5 protein-coding genes are annotated in these 4,027 nt (G+C 52.1%); all 5 read left to right on the top strand.

Annotated features, from left to right (window positions below; genetic code table 11):
- Positions 1 to 178: 178 nt before the first annotated feature.
- Positions 179 to 508, top strand: a complete 330-nt coding sequence (locus M2108_RS31200; RefSeq protein ID WP_277473343.1) for a hypothetical protein — start codon at positions 179 to 181, stop codon at positions 506 to 508.
- Positions 509 to 714: 206 nt separating this feature from the next.
- Positions 715 to 1,248: a hypothetical protein gene (locus tag M2108_RS31195; protein ID WP_277473344.1), complete on the top strand. Its 534-nt coding sequence runs from the start codon at positions 715 to 717 to the stop codon at positions 1,246 to 1,248.
- A complete protein-coding gene (locus M2108_RS31190; protein WP_277473345.1) occupies positions 1,226 to 3,061 on the top strand; it encodes a phage terminase large subunit family protein in 1,836 nt (611 codons plus the stop codon). Before M2108_RS31195 ends, M2108_RS31190 begins: the two co-directional genes overlap by 23 nt.
- Before the next feature lie 23 nt (positions 3,062 to 3,084).
- Positions 3,085 to 3,324 (top strand): DUF6148 family protein, encoded by a 240-nt coding sequence (locus M2108_RS31185; RefSeq protein ID WP_277473346.1) that lies wholly within the window; start codon positions 3,085 to 3,087, stop codon positions 3,322 to 3,324.
- Positions 3,321 to 4,027, top strand: a 707-nt coding sequence (locus tag M2108_RS31180; RefSeq protein WP_277473347.1) for a phage portal protein, incomplete at its 3' end; no start/stop codon positions are given. The genes M2108_RS31185 and M2108_RS31180, both read left to right, overlap by 4 nt.

The raw sequence follows: 4,027 nt of genomic DNA, 5'->3' as shown, positions 1-4,027 counted from the left end.
AGCATCGTATTCATGGCACATTGGGTTACCAGACACCGGTTCAGTATCGTCAAGAAGCCCTTAAAAAAGTTGTCTGATTTACTGTTGACAATCCACGGCTTACAATTACGGGTGCGAGCAGGTAGAGCGGACAGTAGAGGTAGACGATATCTCCACCTTATCAGCAGATGAGAGAGAAATGCTGATTGATCTGGCTACAGGGCCACTTACTGCAGAACGTGAAGAAGAGGAGACGAGTCATGAAGTGCCGGCTATGAGTGCTGCATCCATCTATGCTTGGGCTCATGAGAAACACTTTGGCACAGAGAAGACGGCGTATCCTTCCTACACTCAGAACCTTGTAGAGCATGGGCTGTTCGAGAAGGACTTTATCATTAAGCATAACCTTGAGCTGCTGCGCGTGTTAAGCAATGAAGAGGCACACTGGTGGCTTGAACGAAAGGCTGTTCTTAAAACATTGATGAACGAGCTGGGAATTGAAGAGCAAAAGCCCCCGCAACCCAGCTGATCTGAGCGATTTGGGTCCTTCTGAGATTTAAAAAGAAATGCGGGTGCGCGTGAGCCCGATTTTCGATCAGTTTTTTATTTCAAATTTCACTTCCGTTTCCGTTCTCGAAGGGCTGGGATACTCATAGAGAGGTTTTTCCTTCATTAATGAGACGTTGTTAGGGTTTTGATTAAAACGCCTTAAAACGGAAGCTAGGGGGGTCTACGATGGCGGAAGCCAAAAAGAAGAAGATTAATATAGCTGATATGGAGATTTCGACAAGCGATTTGGCCGCCATCGTGGGTAAAACCTCTCGGTGGATCAGGAATTTAACAGCTGAAGGCAGCCTGAAGCAGTCCAGCCGGGGCAAATATATCTTCTCTGAAGCCATCCAGGCGTACATTGAGCACGTCACAGGAGGCTCAAAAGGGGACGGAAAGCCGACATATACCGACCATAAGACGGAGCATGAGCGGATAAAATCCCAAAAAGCAGCCCTGGAACTGGCTGAAAAGCAGGGGAATATGCACTCTACTGATGATATAAGGGCGGTTATGGGGGAAATGATCATCACAGCTAAGACAAAGCTGCTGGCAATTCCGCCGCGGGTCAGTCTGAAATTGGACAAAGAACCGTCCACTGTCGTTGAGCAGGTGCTGAATCAAGAGATTACCGCCGCGCTTGCTGGCCTGACGGAGTATAATCCGGGTCTTTTCAACCAGAAGGCGGGTGACGTGGATGATCCCGAAGAAGACAGCTGACCTATTCAAAGAGATTGCGAAACTATGGGAGCCGTGCCCGCCACTGAAGGTATCGGAATGGGCGGATCAGAATCGAGTCCTGTCTCCCGAAGCTTCGGCCGAGCCGGGCCCTTGGAGAACCGACCGAGTCCCTTACATGAAAGAAGTAATGGACGCGATCAATGATCCTCATATCGAAGAAATTGCAATCATGGCATCAGCACAGGTTGCGAAGACTGAGGTGCTGCTGAATGCAGTCGGGTATTTCGCGGATCAGGAGCCGGGGCCGATCATTTATATGCTGCCGGATAAAGGCTTGATTAAAGCAGCCAGCCAGGAACGCATAACGCCAATGATTAATGCCAGCCCGCGGCTCAAAAAAGTTTTTGCTGCAGCTAAAGGCCGAAGCGCATCGAATACAATTGCAAAAAAGAGCTTCCCGGGCGGGTATGTTGCCTTGGTCGGAGCAAATTCGCCAGCTGCATTATCCTCGCGCCCTGTGCGCGTTGTCATCGGTGATGAGGTTGATCGCTTCCCGGTCTCGGCCGGTACTGAAGGTGACCCGGTCGATCTGGTAAAAAAGCGGACAACCACATTCCATAACCGAAAACATATTTTCGTTTCGACACCACTGGTTGAAGAGACGTCCCGGATCAACAAGCTTTACCAGGACAGTACTCAAGAACAGTGGTGTTTGCCATGTCCATGCTGTGGGGATTTGCAGGCACTGGGATTCCAGAGCTTGAAATTTACGAGATTCGATGATGGCGAGGTTGAGAATGTTGAGGCAGCATGTAGAGCCTGCGGCGGGATTAGCTCCGAGAAAGATTGGAAGAGCGGCACCGGGCAATGGGTGGCCCGCCAGAAGCATCCGTTCCGCCGCGGCTTTCACTTAAACCAGATCGTTAGTCCATGGGTTACCTGGAAGAAAATCGTTTCCGGTTTCTTGGAAGCGAAGGACGATCCGGAAATGCTGCAGGTATGGACCAACACCGTTATGGGGGAGACCTGGCGCGTCACTGGCGAGAAGCTGGATGAAAGCGAGCTGATGCAGCGCGGGGAAATCTATGAGGCTGATGTGCCGGACGGCGTGAAAATCCTAACGGCCACAGTGGATACGCAGGACAACCGTTTTGAAATCGAAGTGAAAGGCTGGGGAGCTGGCCGGGAGAGCTGGGGCATTCGGTTCCATGTCATTCACGGGGATCTGGAGCAGCCGAAAATCTGGGCCGATCTTGACGAGTTCCTGCAGCGACGATGGAAGGATAAGCATGGTCGATCCTTCCCAATCGTCGGAGCCTTCATCGACTCCGGTGGCCACTTCACCGGCAGCGTTTATAAATTCTGCGCAGCGCGCCTGGGCCGGCGGATTTATGCCATTAAGGGCGAGGGCAAAGAGAACGGCGGTTATGTGCCATTGTACAACGGATACTCCAACAACAACCGTTACAAAGCAACCGTTATCCGTGTCGGGGTTGATGAAGGTAAGTACCGCGCATCAAGTGACCTGAAGCGCAAGCGGTACGGTCCCGGCTACTGCCACTTTCCTGCAAATCAGCCAGGGCACGATAACCGCGGGTACAACGAAGAATACTTCCTCGGTCTTACAGCTGAAACACTTGTCACTAAAAAGAAGATGGGCGTTACCTATCAGATATGGCAGCCTATCCGCAAGCGGAATGAGCCGTTCGACTTGCATGTCTATCAGCTGGCTCTCATTGAGCTACTGAGTCCGGATCTGGATGAGATGTTACCTATGGCTGCGGGGGAAAGTGTGCAGGCCCAACCTGCCGTAAAACCCGGAAGACGGCGGGGAACAAACAGCAGTGTTTAACCTGAAGGGAGGTGAGAAAGGAAATGCCACGATACACATTAGAAGTTGCCCAGGAACACTTAAATTCTTGGCTGGATGCTGAGCTCGCTCTATCAACCGGTCAATCATACACCATCGGCACGCGCTCTCTGACTCGTGCCAATCTGGCGGACGTAATGGCTCAAATCAAGTACTGGCAGAGGCAAGTGGATGAATGCTTGAGGCAGGCAGCAGGGCTGAGACCTCACAGCAGAGTCCGCAGGTATGTTCCCACTGATCTATGAGCCGTCTGGAACGCTTCGTTTCTGCTATAGCCCCTGGGTATGCCTTGAGGCGGGAGAAAGCCCGCACGGAGATTGCCCGGCAGCAAGCAGTGCAGCAGGTATTTAATCAGGGTTACGGTGACCACGGCGCCAGTCGGCGGAAGAAGTCTCTTACTGCATGGAATCCGGTCGAGGGCGATGCTGATGAAGACATTCACGCGAACCTCGAAGTCCTCCGGCCGAGAGCCCGGGATTTGTATATGGGCGGATCGCTCGCTAACGGCGCAATTAAAACCATGAGAACCAATATAATCGGCACTGGACTGCGGTTGAAACCGTCATTCGATGCCGATTTTTTGCGCCTATCAGATGCAAAAGCCAAGGAATTGCGCCGGCAAATAGAGCGTGAGTTTTCACTGTGGGCGGATTCAAAGGACTGCGACGCCTCCGGGCAGCACAATTTTTATGAGCTGCAGCAGCTCGCTTACCTGTCCTGGATGATGTCCGGGGATGCGTTTGTCTTGCTTCCACTCCTTCCACGCTACCATGCGCTTTATGACCTGCGCATTCGGCTGCTGGAAGCGGACCGGTGCAGCACGCCAAACAACCAAGCAGGATTGACCGGCGGTAAGATACAGTCCGGTGTTGAGGTTGATGGTGATGGGATGGTTAGCGCCTACCATTTTTCAGACAAACACCCCGGTTCCTATCTGGGTCTGCCAAC

The sequence above is a fragment of the Paenibacillus sp. PastM-3 genome (assembly GCF_029893965.1).
Classification (GTDB): domain Bacteria; phylum Bacillota; class Bacilli; order Paenibacillales; family Paenibacillaceae; genus Paenibacillus_AQ.
This window is presented reverse-complemented; position numbering and strand designations above follow the sequence as displayed.